The organism is Cupriavidus sp. GW822-FHT02D05 (assembly GCF_058802485.1).
This window is the reverse complement of sequence record NZ_JBXAOE010000002.1, coordinates 170,779-192,952: the sequence shown is the minus strand read 5'-3', so window position 1 is coordinate 192,952 and position 22,174 is coordinate 170,779. Positions and strand designations below refer to the sequence as shown.

Below are 22,174 nucleotides of genomic sequence, written 5' to 3'. Positions count from 1 at the left end.
GCCAACAAACAAAAAACCCGATCTTCCGATCGGGTTTTTTGTTGCCAGCGCACTCAAGCGCCGTGCCTGACGTTCAGAACACTTCCCACCAGGACTTGTCCTTGCGGCGTTCCCCGTACTTGATGTAATCGCTGTTGGGGAAGTTCTTTTCCATCACGCGGGCGGTATCGTCGCGCAAGTCCTTCATGCCCAGCGAATCGTACGAGCGGATCATGATGTACAGCGCTTCCTCGTTGGCCGGTGCGCCGTCATAGTCCTTGAGCGCCTGCTGGGCCCGGTTTGCCGCAGCCAGGTAGGCGCCACGGCGGTAGTAGTAACGTGCCGCATGGACCTCGTGCTGGGCCAGCGAGTTCACGATGTATTGCATGCGCGCGGCAGCGTCCGTGGTGTACTTGCTGTCCGGGAAGCGCGTGACCAGCGTGTTGAAGGCGTCATAAGCAGCGCGCGCGGCCTTGGGGTCACGCTCGCTCAGGTCCTGACCGGAAAAACGGCCGAGCCAGCCCAAATTGTCATTGAAGTTGATCAGGCCCTTCAGGTAATAGGCATAATCCACGTTCGGGTGATTCGGATGCAACTGGATGAAGCGGTCGACCGAGGCAAGCGCGGCGGCGGTTTCGCCGTCCTTGTAGTTGGCGTAGGCGGTATCGATCTGTGCCTGCTGGGCGAAACGGCCGAAGGGATAACGTCCCTCAAGCTTCTCGTACAGCTTCACAGCTCGGGTAAAGTCGCCGGAATCTAGTGCGTCCTTGGCTTCCGAATATAATTTGTTAGCCGACCAGCCGGCAGTTTCGTCTGGTTGATCCGACAGCAGGCCGCACGCCGATAGCATGACGCAGCCGCCTGCGAGCAGAATCGCTCCAATTCTTGCGCGCCAGCTGGCGCGCTTCATGCTCATCAATTGCATGGGCAACGTATCCCGGATGAAAAATAGCGTCAAGCATTATAGCCCAAGCCCCTTGTCGGAAACCGCCGCCAAGGGCATCGAGCAGCAAGCTGCCGATTCAACCGACATCTTGAACGAGGTGGAGGACCTGGAAGACCTGACCGATGTGGCCGCGCTAGGCGGCCTGGAGGCAGGAGCGGAGGCATCTCCAATCGAATTGGAAATGCAGCCGGTAGAGATCGAAGTCGATGGTGCATCACACGGCGAGCGCCTCGACAAGTTGTTGGCACGCCACCTCAGCGGCTTCTCGCGCAGCCGCCTGCAGCAATGGATCGAGAACGGGGCGGTGCTGGTCGACGGCGAGGTGCGCCGCTCCAAGTCCTCCGTGCAGATGGGCGAACGCGTCGTGGTCCGTCCGCAGGCGGCGGCAGAATCGCGCGCCTTCGTGGCCGAAGACGTGCCGCTCAACGTCGTGTACGAGGACGCCACGCTGCTGGTCATCGACAAGCCCGCCGGCCTGGTGGTGCATCCTGCCGCCGGCAACTGGGGCGGCACGGTGCTAAACGGCCTGCTGCACCGCTACCCGGAGGCTGCAAGCCTGCCGCGCGCGGGCATCGTCCACCGGCTCGACAAGGAAACGTCGGGGCTGATGGTGGTGGCCCGCACGCTGACCGCCCAGACCGACCTGGTGCGCCAGCTGCAGGCGCGTACTGTCAAGCGCAGCTACCTGGCGCTGGTGTGGGGCGTGACGCCCGAGTCCGGCACGATCGACGCGCCGATCGGCCGTGATCCGCGCGAGCGGATCCGCATGGCGATCGTGCTCACCAACAGCGGCAAGCCCTCGCGCACCCATTTCCGTACCCTTGGCACGGTGCCGCTCGGGCGCGGCCATGTTTCCATGGTGATGTGCCAGCTCGAAACCGGCCGCACCCACCAGATTCGCGTCCACTTCGAGTCGATCGGCCATCCGATGGTGGGCGACCCGGTCTATCACCGCGCCGCCACCCAGCGCGGCCAGCGTCCGGCCATCAAGGCACCGCTGCCGGTGCCGCTGGCGCGCCAGGCGCTCCACGCCTTCCGGCTTGGGCTGGTGCACCCGGCCACCGGCAAGCTCGTATCTTGGGAAGCGCAGCCGCCCGATGACTTGCAGGCGCTGATCGAGGCGCTCGACTTTGACCGTGCCGACGACGAAGAGGAGGACGACGGCTGGACCGAAGGCGAGGACGGCGCATGGGAATACGGCGATGACGACTGAGGCGCCTTGGCTAGTCCCGGACTGGCCGGCTCCGGCGCGGGTGCGCGCGTTGTCCACCACCCGCCAGGGCGGCGTCAGCGAGGCCCCCTACGGCCTGGCTGACGGCAGCCCGGGCGGGCTGAACCTTGGCACCCATGTGGGCGACGAAGCCGCCGCGGTCGCGGCCAACCGCGCACGGCTGGCCGCGCGGCTGCCGGCCGTGCCCGGCTGGCTAGAGCAGGTGCACGGCTGCGCGATCGCCACCGAGGACCAGTTTGCCGCCGATGGCGTGGTTCCGCAGGCGGACGCCAGCATTGCCACGACCGCTGGCCGGGTCTGCGCCGTGATGACCGCCGATTGCCTGCCCGTGCTGCTGTGCGACCGTGCCGGCACCGTGGTTGGCGCCGCGCACGCCGGCTGGCGCGGGCTGTGTGGCGGCGTGATCGAGGCAACCCTGGCGCGTATGGGCAAGCAGGTTGGCGCGCAGGCGCAGTGGCTGGCCTGGCTCGGGCCGGCGATCGGCCCGGATGCCTTCGAGGTTGGCGCCGAAGTCCGGCAGGCGTTCCTGGCCCAGGCGCGGCCTGACGAGATGGCGCAGGTGGATCTTGCCTTCCGCGCCGGCGCAGGCGGCAAGTACTTCGCCGATATCTACACGCTGGCCCGCATCCGCCTGGCCCGCGCCGGCTGCACCGCGGTGTACGGCGGCAACGCCTGCACCGTTGGCGATGCGCAGCGCTTCTACTCCTACCGGCGCGACGGCGTCACAGGGCGCATGGCCAGCCTGGTCTGGCTGGCCGCCTGAAACTTTCCCAGCGTCAATCCCGGGCAGGCGGCTGTTCCTGTCCCGCGGATTCTGCAGGTTCCACGGAGCCGGAGGGCGCTTGCGCGCTCTTCGCCTGCCTCGCTTCCTCTGCCTTGCGCCGGCGCAGGCGCCCCGGGGTGCCCATGATGTACACGAGGATCGCCACGGGGAACAGGCCGTAAAAGACGAACGTGGCCAGTCCCGCGACCACGGTATGCTCGGTAATGGCCATCATCAGGACCACATACAGCCAACCGATTGCAACGATGTACATCAGGAAGTCATCCTTCTCGGGCAAGCTAGCCCCGTGGCCGGAGTGGCGCCAAAGGGAGGCTCGCAGGTTCGCGCTGAGCGCATTTTGCCGTTAGCGCCGGTCCGCGCATTTTTCCGCATTGACAGGCATAACATTGCAAGGCAACAATGGCCTCGAATGCACTGCAAGGCAGTGTGCTGGCAGGCATTCGCAGGCTCCGCCGGGACGTTCAGGTCCGCGGCGCGGCGTGTCCGGCAAGCATACCGCATGACGTCACCAGCCGAGGGCGTCAGCGCGGGCCGGTTCCGAGGCTGGCGGCGGGGGAGAGCCCCGCGGTGGTGGTACGCCGCCCAGCCAGCTTTCAAATAAGTGACGGCAGAGAGACGAAACATCATGGCAACCGGCAAAGGTGCGGCAGCTTCCACCAAGGAAGACAAGTCCCAACCGTTTTCATTTGCTTCGGGGCCATTTGATCCAGCGACATGGCTGGAATGGTCCCGTCAGGCACAGGCTAACGGTGCGACGACCCAGCAGGGCATGCCTGGCATGCCATTTATCCCCGGTTTCGAGGCATTGAAGGGTTCCGCCATGGCGGGCGTGAAAATCGCGCCCGATCAACTGGCCGACATCCAGCAACGCTACATGAAGGACTTCACCGCGCTCTGGCGAAGCATGGCCGAGGGCGGCGCCAATCCCGCCACGGCCCTGGCTGATCGCCGCTTTTCCGGCGATGCCTGGCGCAGCAGCGCGGCGTTTCACTACGCTGCCGCTTTCTACCTGATCAATGCGCGTGCCATGAATGAGCTGGCGGGCGCGGTCGAAGCCGATGCCAAGACCCGCCAGCGTATCCGTTTCGCGATCTCGCAATGGGTCGACGCCATGTCGCCGGCAAATTTCCTCGCCACCAATCCGGAGGCGCAGAAAAAGCTGATCGACTCCGGCGGCGAATCGCTGCGGGCCGGCGTGCGCAACATGCTCGACGACCTTGGCCGCGGCAAGATCTCGCAGACCGACGAATCCGCCTTCGAAGTGGGCCGCAACGTGGCCGTGACCGAGGGCGCGGTGGTCTACGAGAACGCCTATTTCCAGCTGCTTCAGTACAAGCCCGTCACCGAGAAGGTGTTTGCGCGCCCGCTGCTGCTTGTGCCGCCTTGCATCAACAAGTACTACATCCTCGACCTGCAGCCGCAGACCTCGCTGGTGCACTACATGGTGGAGCAGGGCCATACCGTCTACATGGTTTCCTGGCGCAATCCGGATGCCTCGATGGCCGAGCTCAGCTGGGATGACTACATCGAACATGCCGCCATTCGCGCCATCGAAGTCACGCGCGAGATCAGCGGCCAGGACCAGATCAACGTGCTGGGCTTCTGCGTGGGCGGCACCATCGTCTCCACCGCGCTGGCGGTGCTGGCCAAGCGCGGCGAGCATCCCGCCGCCAGCCTGACGCTGCTGACCACGCTGCTCGATTTTGCCGATACCGGCGTGCTCGATGTGTTCGTCGACGAAGCCCACGTCAAGCTGCGTGAAAACACCCTGGGTGGTGCGGCGGGCACGCCCTGCGCGCTGCTGCGTGGCGTGGAACTGGCCAACACGTTCTCGTTCCTGCGTCCCAACGACCTGGTCTGGAACTATGTCGTCGACAACTACCTGAAGGGCAATACGCCGGTCCCGTTCGACCTGCTGTTCTGGAACGGCGACGCCACCAACCTGCCGGGCCCCTGGTATTGCTGGTACCTGCGCCATACCTACTTGCAGAACGAGCTCAAGGTGCCGGGCAAGCTGACCGTGTGCAACGCGCCGGTGGACCTGGGCAGCATCGACGTGCCAACTTACATCTATGGCTCGCGTGAAGACCACATCGTACCCTGGATGTCGGCCTATGCTTCCACCGCGTTGCTCAAGAACAAACTGCGTTTCGTGCTGGGCGCGTCGGGCCATATCGCCGGCGTGATCAACCCGCCGGCCAAGAAGAAGCGCAGCCACTGGACCAACGACAAGCTCCCGGCTTCGGCGCAGGAGTGGTTCGACGGCGCCGCCGAGCACGCCGGCAGCTGGTGGCCGGACTGGGCGGCCTGGCTGGCCAAGCACGCCGGCGCGCGCAAGGCGGCCCCCACCGACTACGGCAACAAGGATTACCGCGCGATCGAGCCGGCACCGGGCCGCTACGTCAAGGCGAAGGCATAGGATTTGTCCGGGCCGGCGCCCTGCGGGGCCGGCCTCTTTCACCCCTTATTTGCATCCAACTCGAGAGGACCTCCCAATGACTGACATTGTCATCGTATCCGCTGCCCGTACCGCGGTGGGCAAGTTCGGCGGCTCGCTCGCCAAGATTCCCGCGCCTGAGCTGGGCGCCATCGTCATCAAGGCTGCGCTTGAGCGTGCCGGCGTCAAGCCCGAGCAGGTCAGCGAAGTGATCATGGGCCAGGTGCTGACGGCCGGCTCCGGCCAGAACCCGGCGCGCCAGGCAGCGCTGAAGGCTGGCCTGCCCGTGATGGTGCCGGCCATGACCATCAACAAGGTCTGCGGCTCCGGCCTGAAGGCCGTGATGCTGGCCGCCAACGCGATTGCCGCGGGCGATGCCGAGATCGTGGTGGCCGGTGGCCAGGAAAACATGAGCGCCGCGCCACACGTGCTGCCGGGCTCGCGCGATGGCTTCCGCATGGGCGACGCCAAGCTGATCGACAGCATGATCGTGGACGGCCTGTGGGACGTCTACAACCAGTACCACATGGGCGTCACCGCCGAGAACGTGGCCAAGGAATACGGCATCACGCGCGAAGCCCAGGACGCGTTCGCGGCCGGTTCGCAGAACAAGGCGGAAGCCGCGCAGAAGGCCGGCAAGTTCGATGAAGAAATCGTGCCGGTGCCGATTCCCCAGCGCAAGGGCGACCCGGTGATGTTCGCCACCGATGAGTTCGTGCGCCACGGCGTCACGCAAGATGCGCTCGCTGGTCTCAAGCCGGCCTTCGACAAGGCTGGTTCCGTGACCGCTGCCAACGCCTCGGGCCTGAACGACGGCGCCGCCGCGGTGGTGGTCATGTCGGCGGCCAAGGCCAAGGAACTCGGCCTGACCCCGCTGGCCACGATCCGCGCCTACGGCACCGCCGGTGTCGATCCCAAGGTGATGGGCATGGGTCCGGTGCCTGCGTCCAAGCGCTGCCTGTCGCGCGCCGGATGGAGCGTGGAAGAGCTCGACCTGATGGAAATCAACGAAGCCTTCGCCGCCCAGGCCCTGGCCGTGCACAAGCAGATGGGCTGGGATACGTCCAAGGTCAACGTCAATGGCGGCGCCATTGCGATTGGCCACCCGATCGGTGCGTCGGGCTGCCGCATCCTGGTCACGCTGCTGCACGAAATGAAGCGCCGCGACGCCCACAAGGGCCTGGCCTCGCTGTGCATCGGCGGCGGCATGGGTGTGGCGCTGGCTGTGGAACGCAAGTGACGATTTGCCGGGCTTGCCGCAGCGAACAAGCGCGCAGGCCGGTCTGAGGGGTGTGCCGGCGCGGGGGGCTTCCCGCTTGCCGGCGTCAATAAAAACTAGCCATCAAGGAGTAGATATGACTCAGCGCATTGCATACGTAACCGGTGGCATGGGTGGCATTGGAACGGCCATCTGCCAGCGTCTGGCCAAGGATGGCTACAAGGTCGTGGCCGGTTGCGGCCCCAACTCGCCGCGCCGCGAAAAATGGCTCGAGCAGCAGAAGGCCCTGGGCTTCGATTTTGTCGCCTCGGAAGGCAATGTTGCCGACTGGGATTCGACCAAAGCCGCGTTCGACAAGGTCAAGGCCGAAGTGGGCGAGGTCGACATCCTGATCAACAACGCCGGCATCACGCGCGACGTGGTGTTCCGCAAGATGACGCGCGCCGACTGGGATGCCGTGATCGACACCAACCTGACCTCGCTGTTCAACGTGACCAAACAGGTCATCGACGGCATGGCGGATCGTGGCTTTGGCCGCATCGTCAACATCTCGTCGGTCAACGGCCAGAAGGGCCAGTTCGGCCAGACCAACTACTCCACCGCCAAGGCTGGCCTGCACGGCTTCACCATGGCGTTGGCGCAGGAAGTGGCGACCAAGGGCGTGACCGTGAACACGGTGTCGCCGGGCTATATCGCCACCGATATGGTCAAGTCGATCCGCCAGGACGTGCTGGACAAGATCGTCGGCACGATTCCGGTCAAGCGCCTGGGCGCGCCGGAAGAAATTGCCTCGATCTGCGCGTGGCTGGCGTCCGAAGAGTCGGGCTTCTCGACGGGCGCGGACTTCTCGCTGAACGGCGGCCTGCACATGGGGTGATGAACGGCAAGCCATCCCTGGTTTTCCTGGATGGTTTCTTGTCTTGGGAAGGTCCTCTGCCGAGGGCCTTTTTTATTTCCGCGGCCGCTCGGGAGGCCTCTCACCCCGCAGCAATATTGCATCGCACACCCCGCACCGCACCAACGCGCGGGCGTGGCGCGGCATTGCGGGCCCCAAACACCCGCAATCCTTTGCCCCGTGCGGGTTTTCCTTAACGGGTCCGGCTTTCAATAGTGCCTTGTTGGGCATAGAATCAGGGCAGCGGCTAGCCCGCACCAAAATAGATCATGCGTTGCAGGTCAACACGTTGTATCCCCCGCTGGCGGTCCCGATTTGCGCACCGCACAGCATGCGGTGCAGCAGCATGCAACAGCGACGATAAAAGGATAGAGCACGATGGCTACCACCAAGAAAGGCGCAGAGCGACTGATCAAGAAGTATCCAAACCGCCGGCTCTACGACACGCAGACCAGCACCTACATCACGCTAGCCGACGTCAAGCAGCTCGTGATGGATACCGAAGACTTCAAGGTGATCGACGCCAAGTCCGGCGACGAGCTCACGCGCAGCATCCTCCTGCAGATCATTCTCGAAGAAGAGACGGGCGGTGTGCCGATGTTCTCAAGCTCCATGCTGTCGCAGATCATCCGCTACTACGGCCATGCAATGCAGGGCATGATGGGCACCTACCTGGAAAAGAACATCCAGGCCTTCATCGACATCCAGAGCAAGCTGGCCGAGAACTCCAAGGGCCTGTACTCGGGCGAGCCGTTCAGCCCCGATATGTGGTCCCAGTTCATGAACATGCAGGGCCCGATGATGCAAGGGATGATGAGCAACTACATCGAGCAGAGCAAGAACCTGTTTGTGCAGATGCAGGAGCAGATGCAAAGCCAGGCCAAGAACATGTTTGGCACGTTTCCGTTCAATCAGCCGGACAAGAAATAAGCCGGCGCACGCCTCGCCGGCCTGTTGCGCGTTCCCAATCCCCCGGGAACGCATGGAACCCTCGCGGCGCCGGCAGCCTCCTTTCCTGCAAAGTGGCTTCAGGCCGGGCTGGCGTGGAGGCGAATTCCCAGCGCTCGCATGACCTTCCTTCGCTGATCGGGGCGATCGGTTAAAATCACGCATATTCGGGTAACGCGCGGAATCACCGCGGCTGCTACCCCTGTCAAATGTGGCGATTCATACTGCGGACTCGCCTGCACAGCGCGAATCCCAATGCCCTCCGCAATCCAAGACATTCGCCAGGCGCTCGCCGCCGAGGCCACGCCCGTTCCGACGGTGGGTTTGGCGTTTTCTCGTTTTCCGGCATCGACGCCAGCTTTGCTATGAGCCGGCTGTTTCTTGCCCCCATGGAGGGGCTTGCTGATTACGTGCTGCGCGACGTACTGACCGGCTCGGGAGGATACGATGGATGTGTATCCGAGTTCGTCAGGGTGACGGGCTCTTTGCTTCCCGAGCGTGTCTACGAGAGGGACACGCCTGAGGTCCTCCACGGCGGCCATACTCCAGGCGGCACGCCGATGGTGATCCAGCTGCTCGGGAGCGATCCTGAATGGCTGGCGGTCAATGCCGCACAGGCAGCGACCTTGTCGCCGCATGGCATTGACCTGAATTTCGGCTGTCCTGCCAAAGTCGTCAACCGGCACGGTGGCGGGGCCATGCTGCTGGCGGATCCTGAACTGCTGAACCGGATCGTTTCGTCCGTTCGTGCTGCGGTGCCTGCGAACATCGCCGTGACAGCCAAAATGCGGCTGGGCGTGTCCGATACCTCGCTGGCGATCGACTGCGCCACGGCGCTGGCGGAAGGCGGCGCGGCGTCCCTGGTCGTGCATGCCAGGACCCGGGATCATGGCTACCGGCCGCCGGCCCACTGGGAATGGATCGCGCGTATCGATGCTGCGGTGGACGTGCCGGTCACTGCCAACGGCGAAGTCTGGACGGTGGCCGACTGGGAGCGCTGCCGGGCGGTCAGCGGCTGCGCCGACGTGATGATCGGGCGGGGTGCCGTGTCGGATCCATTCCTGGCCTTGCGGATACGCGGACTGATGGACAGAACGCCCTGCGCCGAGGAATGGCCGTCGGTGCTCCGCCATATCGCCGGCTACCTGAAGAAGCTGCAGGCCAATGACGAATGCGCTCACGAGCACGGACGCGTCAAGCTGTGGCTCAGCTACCTGAAACGGACCTGGCCGCAGGCCGCAGAGCTGCATGCAGCTATCCGGCGCCTGCAAGGGGCGCTGGAGGTTCAGGCGGTGATCGAGAGCGCCCTGGAGGGCATGCCGGGGACATCACCCTCGTTGCAATAGGCTCGCGAGCAGACGCGGCCATCAGACGCGCATGCGCGCGCATCGTTCAGAAGTCCATCGTGGCCGAGAGCATGAAGGTGCGCGGGGCGCCCAGGGCCAAACTGGACAACAGCGGCATGCCCCAATAGGCCTTGTTTGTCACGTTATTGACGCTGGCCCGCACGGTCAGCGGATGGCTGGAGACCTGGGTAGCATAGCGTGCGCCCAGGTCATACACCGTGTGGCTCGGCACCGACAGCGAGTTGTCGGCACTGATGTATTGCTTGGATACGGCGGTCGCATTGGCGGTCAGCGTCAAGCCCGGCACGGCGGAGGTGTCCCACTCCACGCCCAGCTTGCCTTGCAGCTTGGGCACCCCGGTCGCCTGCTTGCCCTGGTTGACGCCACCGGCGGTCTTGGTGAGCTTGGGGTCCACATAGGCGATGCCACCCATCAAGCGCACGCCGCGCAGCGGCGAGCCAAAGAAGCCCCACTCGACACCCCGGTTGCGCTGCTCTCCGCCAAAGGAAAAGACGTTGGTGGAAATGTCGGTATAGCTGCTTGGCCGCTCGATTTGATACAAGCTGAGCGTGTGGGCGAATTCGCCGAGATCGAGCTTGAGGCCGATTTCCTTCTGCTTGGTCTTGGACGGCGGAAACAGCTCTCCCGCATTGGCGGCAGTTGCCGGCGCGGTCTGACCCTTGCTCAACCCTTCAATGTAATTGCCGTACACGGAAATATGGTTCGTGGCTTTGACCAGCAGCGCGGCCGCGGGTGTCATGGCGCTTGCGTCATAGCGGGCACTGCGCGCCCCGGTCGTGAGGCTGAAGGTATCGGTGAGTACTTCCTGGTGACGCACGCCCAGCGTCAGTTGCACCCTGTCCTGTGCAAAGGACAGGGTATCCGCTACGCCGTAGCTGGTCAGGCGCGTTTCCGTGTGGAGGGTCGGCGGCCAACGCATTCCGGCGGCTGGGCCCCAGACCGGGTTGTAGATGTTGGTGGTCCAGTCCGCGCCCGGGACCGATCTGCGGCCATAGTCCCTTTCGGTGTCCGAGTAGTGCGTAACGTTTAAAGCCCATTGATGCTTGACGCTGCCGGTTTGGAACTTGCCCTTCAATCCAGCTTCCCCCGATGTCTTTTCAATATCGAAGGCCAGTTGGCCCATGCTGTGCCGAACATCGCCCGCCGCGTTGAGCACCTGGGCCGACATCGTACCGTTGTACTTGTAGTTGGTCCTGCTGGTGCCGAAGGCTGCATAGGCCATCAGGTTTTCGCTCACGTCGAATTCGCCGCGGACGATCGCACCCTTGTCCCTGGTGTTGACGAAGGACCAATCCGGGTTCAGCAGGGTCTCGGGCCTGGGTGGCTTGGGCACTGCCACGCCGGGGGCTAGATTGATGCCTCGGGTCACGCCGTCCACGCGGTCATCGCTGCTGTAGAGGTCGGCAGAGACGCGAGCGCGCTCGCCCCGCCAGTCCAGCCCGAGGGACGCGAACTGGGTTTTCTTTTTCTGCCGGTTGACGGCCCCCTCTCCATCCCGATAGACCCCGTTGAAGCGGATGCCGAACTGCTTGTTCTCACCAAAGCGCCGCCCAAGGTCCACATGTCCGCCGAACTGCGCATTGGACATGTAGGTCGCCGTCAGTCGCGTCAGCGGCTCATCGCCCGCGCGCTTGGGCACCAGATTGACGGTGCCGCCCACCGAGCCGCCCGGAGGCATGCCATTGAGCAGGGTCGATGGGCCTTTCAATACCTCGATACGCTCGAACATTTCGGGGGTGGTGCGGTAGTACGGCGCCATGCCGAACAGGCCGCCGATGGTGATATCGCTGGTGTTGGAGGCGAAGCCGCGGATGGAGTAGTTCTCGCTCCAGGCGCCGGTGACGCCGTTGCTGAACACCGTGGGATCGGTGGCGGCGATCACGTCGGTGATGTCCTTGGCCTGCCGGTCTTCGATGAACTTGTCCGTGTAGCTGATGGTGGAAAACGGCGTTTCCATGAAATCCTTGTCGCCCAGCAGCCCCACGCGGCTGCCGGACGCCACCTGCCCGCCGGCGTAGGCGTCGATCGCTGAGCTCGCCTGTACCGTCACCGCCGGCAACGTAACCCCGCTTTCTGCGGCTGGGCTTTGCGTCTGTTGGGCCGTCCGGCTTAGCGTGTAGCGGCCGTTGGCCTCGCGCACTGCCTGCAGACCGTGCCCGCGTAGCAGTTCGGTGAAACCCTCGCGCACGCTGTAGCTGCCGGACAGCCCCTGGCTGTTCCTGCCTTGGAGCAGGCTCGCATCCACGGTCAGTTCGACACCGGCCGCAGCGGCATAGGCATTGAGCGCCTCGCCCAGCGGGCCGGTCGGCACGTTGAAGCGGCTCCGGGCGTCCACCGCCTGGCCGGTGCTTTGTGCGAGTGCCGGCGGGGCGGCCAAGGCCAGGGCGCCCACGGTCAGCCCCAGCAGCAGCACCGTCGGCACGGCAGCGGCGCGGTTCAGGGCAAAGGCGGGTTGGGGGCGCACCGCCTGCTGTGCAGATCGCGCGATGCGATGGTGACGTTTGGTCATTACAAGCTCTTTTCAGTTGAGATCGGGTTGGTTCTCAGCACGTCTTGCGAGTGAGAAAGCTATGGCGAATACGAATCATTACGTTTTTGGCTTAGGGCCAGGGACAGGCCCTGGAACAAATCAGTGCTGATAGCCCTTGATGACGTCGTCGATCACGAGTTTCAAAGAGGTCGGGCTGGCGGCGGTGACGTACCAAGCTTCAGCATCAACGAAGACCACACGGCCGTTCTTCCAGGCGTTGGTCTGGCGCAGCAGCGGGTTGCCCATGCTCCCGGCGTCCATGACCGGACGGCGCTCCATGACGGCCGTCCGGTCCACCACGAAGATGATGTCGGGGTTGGCTTGTTGGATGAATTCGCTGGAAATCGGCTGGCCATGCAGGCCGGTCTCGACAGTCGGGCTGGCCGGTTTCACGCCCAGGGCATTGAAGACGAACCCGTAACGGGAATGCACGCCAAAGGAACTGAAGGCGCCGTTGTTGTGCAGAACGACAAGCGCCTTCTCGAGACGGCCCCGGGTCATGCGCCTGGCCTCCTCGACCTTGGCGTCCAGTTCAGCCGCTTTCTGGCGGGCGAGGCCTTCCTTGCCAAAGATTCGCCCCAGGGTCATGAGGTGGTCCTTGATGACCTCGATGTGCTTGACCTCGCTATCCCGGTAGTCCACATCGAAATGAATCGTCGGAGCGATCTCGCTCAATTCCTTGTAGTGGTTCGCCTGGAGCGAGGTGATCAGGATCAGTTCAGGCCTGGCGGCATGAACCCGCTCCAGATTGGGCTGAACGATCGAGCCCAGATCCTGAACGTCCGGGGCGTCCTTGTACCTGGCGAGGAAGTGCGGGACGAAATCCTTCGGCATGCCAACGACAGGGACACCCAGTTGGTCGAGGAAATCGACTTCATTCATGTCGAGGGCCGCCGCGCGTTGCGGAAGGTGCTCGACGACGGTCGTTCCCAGCTTGTGCTGAACCGTGACGGGCGCGAACGCTTCCTGCGGGGGCCGGCTGGCAGAATCCGGCTGTGCGGTTGCCTTTGGCGGTTCGGCTGGTTTCTGGCCGCACCCCTGTACCGCGACGGTTGCGGCCATCAGCAGGGCTAACGCCCAACGCCTGTTTCTGTGATTCCGGGTCATTTCAGTTTTCCTGATGGATTGAAGTAGTTGCATACGCATCCTCGATCGCTGCGCACGATTTCGAAGTCCAGTCCATACAGTTCCTGCAGCCGTGTCTCGGTCACAGCCTCCACGACGGGGCCGCAGAAGCGAACCATGCCGCCCTTCAATGCGACGATGTGATCGGAGTAGTTGGCCGCGAAATTGATGTCATGGATCACCAGGATCACGGTGCGCCCGTGCTCGTCACACAAGCGGCGAAGCGCGCGCATGATCTGGACGGCATGCTTCATGTCGAGGTTGTTGAGTGGCTCGTCCAGCAGCAGAACGTTCGTCTGCTGGGCAATGGTCATCGCCAGGAAGGCCATCTGGCGCTGCCCTCCGCTGAGTTCGTCGATGTAGGCCCCGCGCAGCGCTTGCAGCGACAGGAACGCGATGGCCTCGTCGATCACGTCGTGGTCTTCGGGGGTGAGCGCGCCGCGGCTGTAGGGGAAGCGCCCGAAAGCGACGAGTTCCTCGACCGTCAGGCGCAGGTTGAAGTCGGGCGCCTGGCGCAAGGTGGCGACGTGCTTGGCGTATTCGCTGATGCCGATGCTTGAAACCCTGCGATCCCCGATCAGGATGTCGCCCTGGGTCGGCTCCAACAGGCGCGCGATCATCAGCAGCAGCGTCGTTTTGCCTGCGCCGTTGGGGCCGATGAGAGACGTCACGCGCTGCGCCGGGAATTGCGCGCTGACGCCGGAAAGTACGGTCTTGGCGCCGTAGGCCTTGTGAAGGTTGTGAACGGTGATCATGCGGTGCCTCGGGTGCGAACCATCAGCGCGAGGAAATACGCGCCACACACCAGGTTGACGAGAATGCTGACGGTGGTCTTGTAGTTGAAAACGTGTTCGACCAGGAGCTGGGCCACGATGAAGATGCCGATGGCGATCGCGCAGCCGATGGGCAGCGTGACCCGATGCCTGGAAGTCCGGGCCATCGCATAGGCGATGTTCGCCACGAAGATCCCCATGAAGGCCGTGGGCCCGAGCAAGCTGGTCGAGACCGCCACGAGAGCCGCGATCAGCGCGAAGTAGAGCCTCACGTACCGCTGGTAATCGACCCCTAGGGAAATGGCCTGGTCGCGGCCCAGCGAGAGCACGTCGAGGATCGGCAGGGTCTTCAGCCCTGGCAGGCACACGGCCGCGACCAGAAGGGCCGAATAGAGCAACGGCTCGGGTTGTGCCCTGTTGAAGGATGCGTAGCCAAAGCCCTGGAGAACGGCGAACTCGCCCGGGCTGATCCTGAGCTGGACGAACTGTGTGACAGTGCCGATCACCATGGTCAGCACGAGTCCCAGCAGGAGGAGGAAATACACGTTGTACCTGCCGTTGCGCAAAAGCCACCGATGGATGGCCCACGAATAGGCGAGCATCAACAGGATGGAGAGGAAGAAGTTGCCGCTCTGGCCGAGTACCACCTGGCCATGCGTGCCCATGGCCAGGATCAGCAGCGACTGCAACAGCAGATAGACCGCCTCGTATCCCATGATCGCCGGCGTCAGAATCCGGTTGCCCGCGATGGTCTGGAACGTGATCGAGGAGAAGGCGACGCAGATTCCGCCGATGACGATGGCGGCCAGCCGGGCGAGCCGTTTGGGAATGACGTAGTCGAGGTCGAAGCCGGATCGCACGAGGACGAAAGCCGCGGCCAAGGCGAGGACCACCATCCAGAGGGCATATCGGGGGGCCGCGCGCCTCATTGCTTCTTCCAGATGATGAGCACGAGGAACAGCACGCCGCCCACGCTGCCTGCGGTCAGGCCGATGGGCACCTCGAACGGGTAGATGAGCAGGCGGCCGAGAATGTCGCAGGCCAGCAGCAGCGACGCGCCGCCCAGAGCGACGATGGGCAGCGTCCGGCCCAGGTTGTCGCCCTGATGCAGCGCGACCAGGTTGGGGATGACCAGCCCGACGAAGGGGATCGCGCCGACGGTGATGACCGTGGCCGACACGGTGACCGCCACCAGCATCAGGCCCAGCGCCGCCGTTGCCGAATAGCTCAGCCCCAGGCTGGTGGCCATGCCTTCGCCCATGCCGAGCACGGTGAAGCGGTGCGCATACAGGTAGGTGAGCGCGACGATCGGCAGGATCAGGTAGATGATCTCGTAGTTGCCCTGGACGACCTTGGAGAAATCGCCGAGCAGCCAGCCCTGCATGCTCTGCAGGATGTTGTAGCGGTAGGCGTAGAACTCGGCCACGGCACTCAGCACGCTGCCGTACATGAGGCCGATGACCGGCACGAGAACGGTGTTCTTGAACTTGATGCGGCGGATGATCGCCACATAGACCAGGCTCGCGGCGAAGCAGAAGACCAGCGCGAACAGCATCCGGCCCATCGTGCCGGCGGCGGGCGCCAGCGTCATCGACACCAGGATGCCGAGCTTGGCCGCATCCAGTCCGCCCGAGGTGGCCGGTTCGACGAACCTGTTGCGGACGATCTGCTGAAGGATCACGCCGCAGATGGACAGGCCTACGCCGGTCAGAACAAGCGCCGCCAAGCGGGGCAGGCGGCTGGCTGTCACCGTCAGCCAGGCATCGCCCGACAGCGAGAACACCTGCGACCATGCCATCTGCCGGGCGCCGACCAGCAGCGAGGCGCAGCAGAGGATGGCGAACAACCCAAGCCAACGTGCGCGCATCAGCAGCGCTCTCCGTTCGACGCCGCCGCGATACGCCAGCCTCTGGCGGCCCGGCGCTGGGCCAGGAAATGCGCGTAGCGCCCCTGGCTCGCGCGCAATGGCGCGGGCGAACCCTGCTCGACGACCTTGCCGCCATCGAGCACCACGATCTGGTCGGCCATTGCCACCGTCGAGAGTTGGTGCGCGATGACGATCAGCGTGCGCTTGCCGCGCAGACGCGCCAGCGCCTCGGCGATGGCGGCCTGGTTCTCCGCGTCCAGCGCGGCGGTGGCTTCGTCCACCAGCAGGATGGGCGCGTCCTTGATCAGCGCGCGGGCGATGGCGATGCGTTGGCGCTCACCGCCCGACAGGCGTGCGCCGCCTTCGCCGACCGGGGTGTCGATGCCCTGCGGCAGGCGCTCGATGATCTCGGCCACGCCGGCCTGCCGCGCAGCTTGCATGATCTCGACATCGTTGGCATTGGGTTTGCCGATGCGGATGTTGTCGGCAATGCTGCCCGCAAACAGGTAGTTGTCCTGGAAGATCTGACTGATCTGGCTGGCCAACTGCGCGTTGGACATCTGCCGCACGTCCACGCCACCGACGAGTACGCTGCCCTGGCTCACATCGAAGAAGCGTGCGATCAGCCGCACCAGTGTGGTCTTGCCCGACCCGGAGGCGCCAATCAGCGCGGTCATGCTGCCCGGCTCGATGCGCAGGTTCACGCCCTTCAGCACATCGGGTTGATCCGGTGTGTAGCGCAAGCTCACCTCGCGCAGCTCGATCGACGCATCACGCGGTGCCTGCGGCTGGTCCGGTTCCGGCAAGGGCTTGACCGCAAGGATCTCGCGCACCGCGTCGAGCTGGCCACGCGCGCCGCGCAGGACATCGCCATAGCCGGCCACGTCCAGCAGCGGATCGATGTAGCGGTTGGCCAGCAGCAGGGCCACGATGACGGCGACGACCGAGTCCGCTTCCAGCGCGCCGCCCAGGCAGGCGTTGAGCCACAATGCGGCGGCGATCAGCAACGCGGCGAAGACGGCCTGCACGACCCAGGCGTTGAGCGCCGTGGACGCCGCCGACAGATAGATCAGCCGCGTGCCGGAATGGCGTTGCTGGTCGATGGCCTGTTCAAGCAAGCGCGTGCTGCCGCCTCCACCGCTGAATGCGCGCAGTGCCGACTGGGCCTGGGCGAACTCGACCATGCGCTGGCTGGTGTGGGCGAAGTGGCGATGGAAGGTGTGGTCGGCGCGCCGGCCCAGGCGCGCGGCGATCAGGAACGTGCCGATCAGGATCGGCAGCGCCGCCAGCGCGATCAGGCCCATCGGCCAGTGCCGCGCAAACAGCGCGGCCACGATCACCACCGGTGTCACGGCGCCGCTGATCACCGGCGTGAGCACGTGTGCGGGAAGCTGGGCCACTGCCATCATGCCGTTCGTGATGACATGGCCAAGCCGGGCGCTGTTCTCCGGCGTGAACCAGCCGACGGGCAGGCGTGCAACGTGGTCGCCGATCCGCTGGCGCGCGCCCTGCAGGACGGCAACCCCCACGCGCACGCCGGCCTTCTCCACCTTGCGCCGCCAGCCCCAGCAGGCCGTCATGCCGGCCAGCAGCACGATGAGCCACAGCGCCGCGCCGCGCGTATCGCCGGCCAGAAGGCGGCTGAGAATGGGCACCAGCGTGGTGATGGTCAGCCCGCTGAGCAGGCCATAGAACACGGCCATCCAGGCGTAGCGGCGCAAGACGTGCGCATCGTCGCCCAGCAATCGAATGAAGGTTTTCAGCATGACGGCACCGCCAGCTCCTGGGGTTCTTCGTAGCCGCCCAGCGTCCATAGCCGTGCATAGCGGCCTTTGCGCGCGATCAGCTCGGCGTGGCGGCCTTGCTCGTGGATCGTGCCGTTCTCGATCACGATGATGTGGTCGGCGTGCATCACCGTGTCGAGCCGGTGTGCAATGATCAGCAGCGTGCGGCCTTGCGCGAAGCGCGACAGCGCGTCCTGGATCGCCACCTCGTTCTCGGCATCGGCGGCCGCGGTGGCTTCGTCGAGCACGAGCACGGACGGATCGAGCAGCACGGCACGGGCGATGCTCACGCGCTGCTGCTCGCCACCGGAGAGCAGCGCGTCCTCGCCGATCATCGAGTCGTAGCCGCGCGGCAGGCCCAGGATGCGCTCATGAATGTTCGCGGCGCGCGCGGCGTCCTCGACCTCCCGCTGGCTGGCCGAGGGCCGGCCCAGCGCGATGTTCTCGCGTACGCTGGCGTGGATGAGGCGCACCTCCTGCAGCACGAAACCGATGCGCTGGTACAGATCCGAGGTCTCGATATGCCTCAAATCCACGCCGCCGAGCGTGATGCGCCCATCGGTCGGGTCGAAGAAGCGCAGCAGCAGCCGGGCCAGGGTCGATTTGCCAGCACCGGACGCGCCGACGATGGCGGTCACCGTGCCGGGCTTGAGGGTGAAGCTGACGTCCGACAGCACCTTGTTCTGTGCGTCGTAGGCGTAACCGACGTGCTCAACGCGGATTTCGGTACCCGTGGGCAACTGTCGCCTATCGGGCGCCGGCTGCTCCAGCACAGGCGTCTCCAGCAGCGCCTGCACGCGCTGGGCGGCACCGGTGGCATGGTTCAGGTCATGGATGATGTAGTGCAGCAGCAGCAACGGCGCGCAGAGGCCCGGTGCCACCAGAGCGAACGGCAGCACGTCCACTGGGGTAATCCAGCCCAGGCTAACGAACAGCGTGCCGAAGACCAGCACCACGCCCAGCACCGCCACCGGCGCGATCATCGCGTTGGCGTTGGCCATCGAGCCCACGAGGGGACGGGTGAAACCGACAAAGGCTTGGGCGAAGGCATCGACTGCCTCGCGGTAGCCGCCGTGCGCCTTGCCGCTGGCCCCGAAGGACTTGACCACGGGAATGCCGTTGACGAACTCGACTACCGCGTTGTTGATCCGCCCCAGCCCGTCGACGAATGCCTTCATGTTTGCCCCGCTGGCCTTCATGGCCCTGCCGAAGAACAGGAAGAAGCCCGGGAACGGCAGGATCGAGACGATGGTCATGCGCCAGTCCATCGCGAACAGGTAGATGACCGAGATCAGGATGGCGCCGACGGTGCGCCCTAGCGTCGTGTAAAAGTGCGCGGTCAGGCTGTGCAGCGTGCCGATGTCGTCCTGCATCGCCTGCTTGACCTCGCCCGATGCGCGGCTGGTGAACCAGCCCAGCGGCACGCGGGCCAGCCGCTGCGTGGCCGCCAGGCGCAGGTGATGGGTGATGCGGTTGTCGGCCAGATGGGCGGTCAGTTCCCCGGCGGACACCAGCGCCATGCCGACGAACAGGCTCACCACGCTGGCAATGACGGTCCACCAGACTTCGCCCTGCACTTGCGTGCGTGCCGCTGCCGCGATGTCGGCGCCGCCGAGGACGATCTTCGCGATATGCGCGATGCCGGCCAGCGGCACCAGCGTGAACATGGCACCCACGCCGGCCAGTGCCGCGGCGGCGATCAGTTGCCCACGGATGGGGTTCAATACTTGGCTGAGCGGTCCGGGTCCCTTGGGTTTGGCCGCAGCCGCGTCACGAGTGTTCATGAAAAAGAAACGTCCAGAGATTCAGAAAGGTGGGATGGGGCGGTCATGGAGGAGTCCCGTGAATCGAAATGATAATTAGTTGCATGACTATAAACTAATTGACGAAAGGCTGGCAAGGCGGCTACATGGCTGTCACCAGCGATCAAGGAACAAAGATGAAATCGCCACAACAACCTTCGGCGCGCGGGCGCCCTCGTACCATCACGCGCGAACGGATCGCCGACGCGGGCATCGAGATCGGCTTGCCGAACATCACCTTCGTCGGCGTCGCTGCCGCACTCGGGGTCAGCCATATGGCGCTCTACAAGCATGTGCCGAGTCTTGAGGAACTCAAGCGCCTGGTCGCTGAGGAGATCTTCAGCCGCTGGCAGATTCCGCAGGCTTGCGGCAAGGGACGTGGCGGATTAAAGGATTACCTGATCGCGTTCACCACATCGGTACGGGAGTTCGTCAAGGCACACCCTGGGCTGACGCCGTACGTGATCCGCAGGTTGGCTGCGACACAGCCCATGCTCGCCAAAATCGACGGGCACCAGAGCCATATCGCGCATGCCTACGGCATCTCGAAGGAACAGGCACGCTGGCTGCTTGCGACGGTCGCATTCCACTGCATTGCCGTGGCCGACACGGTGTATTCGGTAGCAGGCCGAGAACCCCTTGTGGAGGCGGACCGCGCGGCGGAAGAAGCCGAGATGGAGGCGGAGCTTGTTCAGGGCATGCACGCGCTTATCGTCGGCGCGCTTGCCATGCTGGAGGAAGACGCCCACCGTGACAGCTCGGCATTGCGGATCAGGTCATAGGCGTTGCGAAACGCCAGGCCCACACCGCTCGAATGCCAGCGAAGCGTTGGGTCTTGACCGGACGTCGTAGGCGGCATTGGCCCGCGCGATAGCCTGCAGCCGCAAACGGCCGGCCATGTTCATGTCTGCCATGAGGCCCCGGCAAACTCCCGCGAGCGGTTAAAATGCGCGATTGGCTTTGAACCGCCGGGTGGCCATGTCCCGCCCCGCTCGCTCCACATTTGGAAGTAACCGTGAAAAACCCTTCAGAATCAACGATCAAGAAAGACCATATTCCAAATGTGGGATTCGTAAGCCTTGGATGTCCAAAGGCACTTGTGGATTCCGAGCAGATCATTACCCAGCTGCGCGCCGAGGGCTATGCCATCAGCGGCACCTATGACGGCGCCGACCTGGTGGTCGTCAATACCTGCGGTTTTATCGACGAAGCCGTGCAGGAAAGCCTGGATGCGATCGGCGAGGCACTGGCCGAGAACGGCAAGGTGATCGTCACCGGCTGCCTGGGCGCCAAGAAGAACGCCGCGGGTGAGGACATCATCACGTCGGTGCACCCGAAGGTGCTGGCCGTGACCGGCCCGCACGCGCTGGGCGAGGTGATGCAGGCCGTGCACACGCACCTGCCCAAGCCGCATGACCCGTTCATGGACCTGGTGCCGGCCGCCGGCATCAAGCTCACGCCCAAGCATTACGCCTACCTGAAGATCTCCGAGGGCTGCAACCATCGCTGCTCGTTCTGCATCATCCCGTCGATGCGCGGCGACCTGGTCTCGCGCCCGGTGGCGGACGTCATGCTGGAGGCCGAGAACCTGTTCAAGTCAGGCGTCAAGGAACTGCTGGTGATCTCGCAAGACACCAGCGCCTATGGCGTGGACGTGAAGTACCGCACCGGTTTCTGGGACGGCCGCCCGCTCAAGACGCGCATGACCGAGCTGGTCGGCGCGCTGGGTGAGCTGGCTGCCAAGTACGGCGCCTGGGTGCGCCTGCACTACGTGTACCCGTACCCGCACGTCGACGAGATCATTCCGCTGATGTCGCAAGGGCACGTGCTGCCTTACCTGGACGTGCCGCTGCAGCACGCCCACCCGGATGTGCTCAAGCGCATGAAGCGCCCGGCCAACGCCGAGAAGACCATGGACCGCATCCGGGCCTGGCGCAAGATCTGTCCCGAGCTGACCATCCGCAGTACCTTTATCGCGGGCTTCCCCGGCGAGACCGAGGAAGAGTTCCAGACGCTGCTGGACTTCATCGCCGAAGCGGAACTGGACCGCGTGGGCTGCTTCGCCTATTCGCCGGTGGACGGCGCCACGGCCAACGACCTGCCGGGCGCCTTGCCCGACGAAGTCCGCGAAGAGCGCCGCGCCCGCTTCATGGAAGTGGCCGAGGAAGTGTCCGCCCGACGCCTGCAGCGCAAGGTCGGCCAGACCCTGCGCGTGCTGGTCGACGAGATCAACCAGGACGGTGGCATTGGCCGCTCGTCGGCCGACGCGCCGGAGATCGACGGCCTGGTCTATATCGACCCGCCGGCGCAGGGCGCGCCGCGCTACAAGGTCGGCGAATTCGTCTCGGTGAAGATCACCGGCGCGGATGGCCACGACTTGTGGGGCGAAGTCTGAGGCTGGTAGCAGCCATCGGTCCGGATAGGTAAAAGTACGATCGTTCGTTTTGGCGTGCGCGCCGCTATACTGTGCGCTGCAACATCAGCCCA

General features: G+C 64.6%; 18 protein-coding genes. 9 read left to right on the top strand and 9 right to left on the bottom strand.

Annotation, left to right across the window (positions count from 1 at the left end; genetic code table 11):
• Positions 1–73: 73 nt before the first annotated feature.
• The gene (locus AC1RQK_RS03275) at positions 74–904 is read right to left on the bottom strand and encodes an outer membrane protein assembly factor BamD (RefSeq protein ID WP_183031633.1); all 831 of its coding nucleotides are present in this window, start codon (positions 902–904) and stop codon (positions 74–76) included.
• Between AC1RQK_RS03275 and AC1RQK_RS03270 the strand changes: the two genes are divergently transcribed.
• Positions 828–2,138: an RluA family pseudouridine synthase gene (locus AC1RQK_RS03270; protein ID WP_492372788.1), complete on the top strand. Its 1,311-nt coding sequence runs from the start codon at positions 828–830 to the stop codon at positions 2,136–2,138. The two genes, AC1RQK_RS03275 and AC1RQK_RS03270, sit on opposite strands and share 77 nt — an antisense overlap.
• Positions 2,128–2,919 carry a peptidoglycan editing factor PgeF gene (pgeF, locus tag AC1RQK_RS03265; RefSeq protein ID WP_492807653.1) on the top strand — a complete coding sequence of 264 codons (792 nt, stop codon included), beginning with the start codon at positions 2,128–2,130 and terminating at the stop codon, positions 2,917–2,919. The genes AC1RQK_RS03270 and pgeF overlap by 11 nt, the downstream gene beginning before the upstream one ends.
• A 13-nt stretch (positions 2,920–2,932) precedes the next feature.
• Here the strand turns inward: pgeF and AC1RQK_RS03260 are convergent, their stop codons facing one another.
• Entirely contained in the window at positions 2,933–3,193 is a 261-nt protein-coding gene (locus AC1RQK_RS03260) for a hypothetical protein (protein ID WP_492372790.1), read from the bottom strand.
• A 372-nt stretch (positions 3,194–3,565) separates the two neighbouring features.
• On the opposite strand from AC1RQK_RS03260, the gene phaC reads away from it, so the two are divergent.
• From phaC to AC1RQK_RS03235, 5 genes are all read left to right on the top strand, one after another.
• Entirely contained in the window at positions 3,566–5,359 is a 1,794-nt protein-coding gene (gene phaC / locus AC1RQK_RS03255; RefSeq protein ID WP_492807651.1) for a class I poly(R)-hydroxyalkanoic acid synthase, read from the top strand.
• Positions 5,360–5,435: 76 nt separating this feature from the next.
• Positions 5,436–6,617 (top strand): acetyl-CoA C-acetyltransferase, encoded by a 1,182-nt coding sequence (locus AC1RQK_RS03250; RefSeq protein WP_043345333.1) that lies wholly within the window; start codon positions 5,436–5,438, stop codon positions 6,615–6,617.
• A 115-nt stretch (positions 6,618–6,732) separates the two neighbouring features.
• Positions 6,733–7,473, top strand: a complete 741-nt coding sequence (locus AC1RQK_RS03245; RefSeq protein WP_043345337.1) for a 3-ketoacyl-ACP reductase — start codon at positions 6,733–6,735, stop codon at positions 7,471–7,473.
• Between the two features lie 396 nt (positions 7,474–7,869).
• Entirely contained in the window at positions 7,870–8,421 is a 552-nt protein-coding gene (gene phaR, locus AC1RQK_RS03240) for a polyhydroxyalkanoate synthesis repressor PhaR (protein ID WP_006155938.1), read from the top strand.
• 383 nt (positions 8,422–8,804) lie between these two features.
• Positions 8,805–9,785: a tRNA dihydrouridine synthase gene (locus AC1RQK_RS03235; protein ID WP_492807649.1), complete on the top strand. Its 981-nt coding sequence runs from the start codon at positions 8,805–8,807 to the stop codon at positions 9,783–9,785.
• A 46-nt stretch (positions 9,786–9,831) separates the two neighbouring features.
• On the opposite strand, the gene AC1RQK_RS03230 is transcribed toward AC1RQK_RS03235, so the two are convergent.
• From AC1RQK_RS03230 to AC1RQK_RS03200, 7 genes are all read right to left on the bottom strand, one after another.
• Positions 9,832–12,315 carry a TonB-dependent siderophore receptor gene (locus AC1RQK_RS03230; RefSeq protein WP_492807647.1) on the bottom strand — a complete coding sequence of 828 codons (2,484 nt, stop codon included), beginning with the start codon at positions 12,313–12,315 and terminating at the stop codon, positions 9,832–9,834.
• A gap of 120 nt (positions 12,316–12,435) precedes the next feature.
• Positions 12,436–13,443 (bottom strand): siderophore ABC transporter substrate-binding protein, encoded by a 1,008-nt coding sequence (locus AC1RQK_RS03225; RefSeq protein ID WP_492807646.1) that lies wholly within the window; start codon positions 13,441–13,443, stop codon positions 12,436–12,438.
• Positions 13,440–14,216 (bottom strand): iron ABC transporter ATP-binding protein, encoded by a 777-nt coding sequence (locus AC1RQK_RS03220; protein ID WP_492807645.1) that lies wholly within the window; start codon positions 14,214–14,216, stop codon positions 13,440–13,442. The genes AC1RQK_RS03225 and AC1RQK_RS03220 overlap by 4 nt, the downstream gene beginning before the upstream one ends.
• Entirely contained in the window at positions 14,213–15,163 is a 951-nt protein-coding gene (locus AC1RQK_RS03215; RefSeq protein WP_492807644.1) for an iron chelate uptake ABC transporter family permease subunit, read from the bottom strand. The genes AC1RQK_RS03220 and AC1RQK_RS03215 overlap by 4 nt, the downstream gene beginning before the upstream one ends.
• On the bottom strand, positions 15,160–16,101 hold the full coding sequence (locus tag AC1RQK_RS03210) for an ABC transporter permease (protein ID WP_492807642.1): 942 nt from the start codon (positions 16,099–16,101) through the stop codon (positions 15,160–15,162). The genes AC1RQK_RS03215 and AC1RQK_RS03210 overlap by 4 nt, the downstream gene beginning before the upstream one ends.
• On the bottom strand, positions 16,101–17,867 hold the full coding sequence (locus tag AC1RQK_RS03205; RefSeq protein WP_492807641.1) for an ABC transporter ATP-binding protein: 1,767 nt from the start codon (positions 17,865–17,867) through the stop codon (positions 16,101–16,103). Before AC1RQK_RS03205 ends, AC1RQK_RS03210 begins: the two co-directional genes overlap by 1 nt.
• Complete coding sequence (locus AC1RQK_RS03200; protein WP_492807639.1) at positions 17,861–19,669, bottom strand: ABC transporter ATP-binding protein; 1,809 nt, start codon at positions 19,667–19,669, stop codon at positions 17,861–17,863. The genes AC1RQK_RS03205 and AC1RQK_RS03200 overlap by 7 nt, the downstream gene beginning before the upstream one ends.
• A 125-nt stretch (positions 19,670–19,794) precedes the next feature.
• Between AC1RQK_RS03200 and AC1RQK_RS03195 the strand changes: the two genes are divergently transcribed.
• Positions 19,795–20,469 (top strand): TetR/AcrR family transcriptional regulator, encoded by a 675-nt coding sequence (locus tag AC1RQK_RS03195; protein WP_492807637.1) that lies wholly within the window; start codon positions 19,795–19,797, stop codon positions 20,467–20,469.
• Positions 20,470–20,702: 233 nt separating this feature from the next.
• Positions 20,703–22,082 (top strand): 30S ribosomal protein S12 methylthiotransferase RimO, encoded by a 1,380-nt coding sequence (rimO, locus tag AC1RQK_RS03190; RefSeq protein ID WP_492807635.1) that lies wholly within the window; start codon positions 20,703–20,705, stop codon positions 22,080–22,082.
• Positions 22,083–22,174 lie beyond the last annotated feature (92 nt).